We start from the raw sequence: 6,109 nt of genomic DNA on the forward strand, positions 1-6,109 counted from the left end.
TTACCTGTACCGTTAATAGAGGTTGTTCCTTGTAAAACCAGGTTTTCTACGTTGGTGGTGAGAGTATAAGTTACAGTGCTGAAAACGCTATCTGTTCCTTGTCCTCCTAATTCTGTGATGCTATCTGCTGTATTGTCCACATAGTAAGTATCATTACCAGCACCACCAAGGAGGGTATCAGCACCCGTACCACCGGTAATAACGTTATCGGCTGCGTTACCTGTAATGATATTATTGAGGGTGTTACCTGTACCGTTAATAGCGGTTGTTCCTTGTAACGTTAGGTTTTCGGTATTGGGGGTTAAAGTATAGGTTACAGTGCTGAAAACAATATCAGTTCCTTCATTCAAGTTTTCTGTGATGCTATCTGCTGTATTGTCCACATAATAGGAGTCATTACCAGCGCCACCAATTAAAGTATCAGCGCCCGCTCCACCATTAAGAACGTTATCGGCTGCGTTACCTGTAATGATATTATTGAGGGTGTTACCTGTACCGTTAATAGCGGTTGTTCCTTGTAAAGTCAGGTTTTCTACATTGGCGCTGAGGGTGTAAGTTGCTGCGGTGCTGAAAACGCTATCTAGTCCTTGTCCTACTGATTCCGTGATGATATCTGCTGTACTGTCAACATAGTAGGAGTCATTACCAGCGCCACCAATGAGGCTATCATTTCCTAAACCACCAATGAGGGTATCAGCGCCCGCACCACCATTAAGAACGTTATTACCAGTGTTACCTGTAATGGTATTATTGAGGGTGTTACCAGTACCGTTAATAGCGGTTGTTCCTTGTAACGTTAGGTTTTCTAAGTTGGCTCTTAATGTCCAAGTGATAGAAGATTCAACGGTATCAATACCTTGATTTAAAAATTCAATAATGACATCACCCACATTATCTACTACATAAGTGTCATTACCACTACCACCACCTAATAAATCTGCACCCGCTCCCCCGTTCAGAGTGTCATTACCATTTCCACCTCCTAAATCATCGTTTCCTGTACCTGCTTTAATCCAATCATTACCAGTAGTACCGTTAAAACTGATAGTACCCGCAAAGCTAGTTAAATCAAAGCGTTCAAATCCGAATACTGTGGTTCCAGGAATATCTAATTGATTGGTGGTGTTATTGGTATCAATGGAGATAAGATCATTAACTGTTCCTCCGCTGATAATTAGGGTATCTGTGCCATTACCACCTTTGATGGTGTCGTTTTGTTGTAAATTGGCCAATATGCTGGTGGTGGTATCGTCTCCACCTTGAGCGTCTATGATATCTTGTTGGGGGGTGGTGGTGAAGTTGTCGTTATCATTTTCAGTCACATTATTGATACTAATGGTTAATTGTCTCTCAAAGAATAACCCACTTTGGTCTGTGGTGCGAACGCGAACGCTGTAACTGTTTTTAGTTTCAAAGTTAAAGACAGCGTTGGTTCTGAGTTGATTTCCAGTAATGGTAAATAAACTATTATCCGTTGCACCGTCCCCTGTAACTAAACTATAGGTAAAGGTGTTTGCTGTATCTGGGTCTGTGGTGGTGAGATTACCAACCACTGTACCACTAACTTGGTTTTCGGCAACGGTGTTATTAGAGAGAGTTAAATTAGTAGGAGTTTCGTTAACGTTATTGACTCCAATGGTTAATTGTCTCTCAAAAGATAACCCACCTTGGTCTGTGGTTTTGACTCTAATGCTGTAACTGTTTTTGGTTTCAAAGTCAAATACAGTATTAGCTATGAGTTGATTATCAACAATACTAAATAAACTGTTTTCGGTGTCACCATCCCCTGTAACTAAACTATAGGTAAAGGTGTTTCCTGTATCTGGGTCTATGCTGATGAGATTACCAATTACACCATCTGTTTGACCTTCATCAATTGCGGTGTTGTCAAGCAACAAATCGGTGGGTGCTTCATTAATGTCGTTAACGTTAATATTTAATTGTCTCTCAAAAGATAATCCATCTTGGTCTTCAGTTTTGACTCTAATGCTGTAACTTGTTTGGGTTTCAAAGTCAAATACAGTATTAGCTATGAGTTGATTACCAACAAAATAAAATGAACTGTTATCGATGTCACCAACCCCTGCAATTAAGCTATAGGTAAAGGTGTTTCCTGTATCTTGGTCTGTGCTAGTGAGATTACCAACCACTGTACCAACAGCCTTGTTTTCCTCAATGGTGCTAGTGGATAGTGTTAAGTTAGTAGGAGCGTCGTTAACGTTACTGACTCCAATGGTTAATTGTCTCTCAAAAGATAACCCACTTTGGTCTGTGGTTTTGACTCTAATGCTGTAACTGTTTTTGGTTTCAAAGTCAAATACAGCGTTGGTTTTAAGTTGATTTCCAGTAATAGTAAATAAACTATTATCCGTTGCACCATCCCCAGTGACTAAACTATAGGTAAAGGTGTTTCCTATATCTTGGCCTGTGCTAGTGAGATTACCAACCACTGTACCAACAGCCTTGTTTTCCTCAATGGTGCTAGTGGATAGTGTTAAGTTAGTAGGAGCGTCGTTAACGTTACTGACTCCAATGGTTAATTGTCTCTCAAAAGATAACCCACTTTGGTCTGTGGTTTTGACTCTAATGCTGTAACTGTTTTTGGTTTCAAAGTCAAATACAGCGTTGGTTTTAAGTTGATTTCCAGTAATAGTAAATAAACTATTATCCGTTGCACCATCCCCAGTGACTAAACTATAGGTAAAGGTGTTTCCTATATCTTGGCCTGTGCTAGTGAGATTACCAACCACTGTACCAACAGCCTTGTTTTCCTCAACGGTGCTAGTGGATAGTGTTAAGTTAGTAGGAGCGTCGTTAATGTTGGTAACGGTAATAGCTACGTCTTTTGTGGCGGTTAATGTACCATCATCAGCGATAACACTGATGTCATAAATGTTATTTGCACCGTTATCACTAGGTAATTCAAAGTTAGGAGCGGTTTTGAAGGTGACAACGCCGTTGCTACTGTTGATGTTAAAGAGGTTAGCATCAGTACCGGATAAGCTATAGGTCAGGGTTGTACCTGCATCTGCATCGGTGGCAATAACGGTATAAACTGTTCCTGTACCGTTTTCGGCGAAGGTGGCGGTAGCAGCACTGGTAATAACTGGGACTGCTTCGTTAACGTTAGTAACGGTAATATTTAATTGTTTCTCAAAGGATAACCCACCTTGGTCTTCAGTTTTGACTCTAATGCTGTAAATTGTTTGGGTTTCAAAGTCAAATACAATATTAGCTATGAGTTGTTTATCAACAATACTAAATGAACTGTTGTCGGTGTCACCATCCCCTGTAATTAAGCTATAGGTAAAAGTGCTTCCTGTATCTGGGTCAGTGCTGATGAGATTACCAATTATACCATCTGTTTGACCTTCATCAATTGTGGTGGTGTCAGTGGTGTTGTCATAAGACAAATCGGTGGGTGCTTCGTTAATGTCATTAACGGTAATATTTAATTGTTTCTCAAAGGTTAACCCACCTTGGTCTGTGGTGCGAACGCGAACGCTGTAACTGTTTTTGGTTTCAAAGTCAAAGACAGCGTTGGTTCTCAGTTGATTTCCGCTAATGGTAAATAAACTATTATCCGTTGCACCGTCCCCTGTAACTAAACTATAGGTAAAGGTGTTTGCTGTATCTGGGTCTGTGCTACCGAAATTACCAATTACTGTACCAATGGCTTGATTTTCGGCAACTGTGCTACTGTCAAGTAACACGTTGGTAGGAGTTTCGTTAACGTTGCTGACTCCAATGGTTAATTGTCTTTCAAAGAATAACCCACCCTGGTCTGTTGTCCTGAGTCGAATGCTGTAATTGTTTTTGGTTTCAAAGTTAAAGACAGCGTTGGTTCTCAGTTGATTTCCGCTAATGGTAAATAAACTATTATCCGTTGCACCGTCCCCTGTAACTAAGCTATAAGTAAAAGTGTTTGCTGTATCTGGGTCTGTGGTGGTGAGATTACCAACCACTGTACCACTAACTTGGTTTTCGGCAACGGTGTTATTAGAGAGAGTTAAATTAGTAGGAGTTTCGTTAACGTTATTGACTCCAATGGTTAATTGTCTCTCAAAGAATAACCCACCCTGGTCTGTTGTCCTGAGTCGAATGCTGTAACTGTTTTTGGTTTCAAAGTTAAAGACAGCGTTGGTTCTGAGTTGATTTCCGCTAATGGTAAATAAACTATTATCCGTTGCACCTGTGCCAGTAACTAAGCTATAAGTAAAAGTGTTTGCTGTATCTGGGTCTGTGGTGGTGAGATTACCCACTACTGTACCAATAATTTGGTTTTCCGCAACGGTGCTATTAGAGAGTGTGAGGTTGGTAGGGGTTTCGTTAACGTTATTAACTCCAATGGTTAATTGTCTTTCAAAGAATAACCCCCCTTGGTCTGTTGTCCTCAGTCGAACGCTATAACTGTTTTTAGTTTCAAAGTCAAAGACAGCGTTGCTTCTCAGTTGATTTCCGCTAATGGTAAATAAACTATTATCCGTTGCACCGTTCCCAGTGACTAAGCTATAAGTAAAGGTGTTTCCTGTATCTGGGTCTGTGGTGGAAAGATTACCAACCACTGTACCAATAATTTGGTTTTCGGCAATTGTGCTGGTGGAGAGTGTGAGGTTAGTGGGTGCTTGGTTGGCGTTACCAGTAAACTCACTGACATTAATAATCTTTAAACCACCGTCATCATCAGCTACATAAGCATAGTTACCGACTACTTGCACACCATAAGCATAGCCAGAAGTATCATAATTGCCCTTGAGGGTGGGGGTTGTGGGGTTGCTGATGTCAATTATTTGTAGTCCTTTATAATCATCAGCTACATAAGCATAGTTACCGACTACTTGCACACCTCTAACAAAGCTAGAAGTATCATAATTGCCCTTGAGGGTGGGGGTTGTGGGGTTGCTGATGTCAATTATTTGTAGTACTGAATAACCATCAGCTACATAAGCATAGTTACCGACTACTTGTACACCATAAGCATAGCCAGGTGTATCATAATTGCCTTTGAGGGTGGGGGTTGTGGGGTTGCTGATGTCTATTATTTGTAGTCCTGTATCAGCATCAGCTACGTAAGCATAGTTACCCAATACTTGCACACCATTAGCATAGCCAGAAGTATCATAATTGCCCTTGCGGGTGGGGTTAGTGGGGTTGCTGATGTCTATTATTTGTAGTCCTGAATACCCACCAGCTACGTAAGCATAGTTACCGACTACTTGCACACCTAAAGCATAGCCAGATGTATTATAATTGCCCTTGCGGGTGGGGGTAGTGGGGTTGCTAATATCAATGATTTGTAGTCCTGAATCATAATCAGCTACGTAAGCATAGTTACCGACTACTTGCACACCATAAGCCCAGCCAGAAGTACCATAATTGCCCTTGAGGGTGGGGGTTGTGGGGTTGCTGATGTCTATGATTTGTAGTCCTGAATCTCTATCAGCTACGTAAGCATAGTTACCGACTACTTGCACACCATAAGCCCAGCCAGATGTAGCATAATTGCCTTTGAGGGTGGGGGTAGTGGGGTTGCTGATGTCAATGATTTGTAGTCCTTTATAATCATCAGCTACATAAGCGTAGCTACCGACTACTTGCACACCATAAGCATAGCCAGAAGTATCATAATTGCCCTTGAGGGTGGGATTTGTGGGGTTGCTTATGTCTATTATTTGTAGTCCTGAATACCCATCAGCTACGCAAGCATAGTTACCCACTACTTGCACACCTCTAGTATAGCTAGATGTATTATAATTGCCCTTGAGGGTGGGGGTAGAGGGGTTGCTGATATCAATGATTTGTAGTCCTTTATAATCATCAGCTACATAAGCATAGTTACCGACTACTTGCACACCCCAAGCACTGCCAGGTGTATCATAATTGCCCTTGAGGGTGGGGGTAGAGGGGTTGCTGATGTCAATTATTTGTAGTCCTGATTCACCATCAGCTACGTAAGCATAGTTACCGACTACTTGCACACCATAAGCATAGCCAGGTGTATCATAATTGCCTTTGAGGGTGGGGGTTGTGGGGTTGCTGATGTCTATGATTTGTAGTCCTGAATCTCTATCAGCTACGTAAGCATAGTTACCGACTACTTGCACACCAT

Annotated in this window: 1 protein-coding gene; it reads right to left on the reverse strand. The window is 41.4% G+C overall.

The window, feature by feature from the left end; all coding sequences use genetic code 11:
* Nucleotides 1-6,109 (reverse strand): cadherin domain-containing protein (locus tag H6F62_RS21135; protein WP_190372822.1); only part of this gene is annotated, 6,109 nt, incomplete at both ends.

The organism is Anabaena sp. FACHB-1391, assembly GCF_014696755.1.
Classification (GTDB): Bacteria; Cyanobacteriota; Cyanobacteriia; order Cyanobacteriales; family Nostocaceae; genus Dolichospermum; species Dolichospermum planctonicum.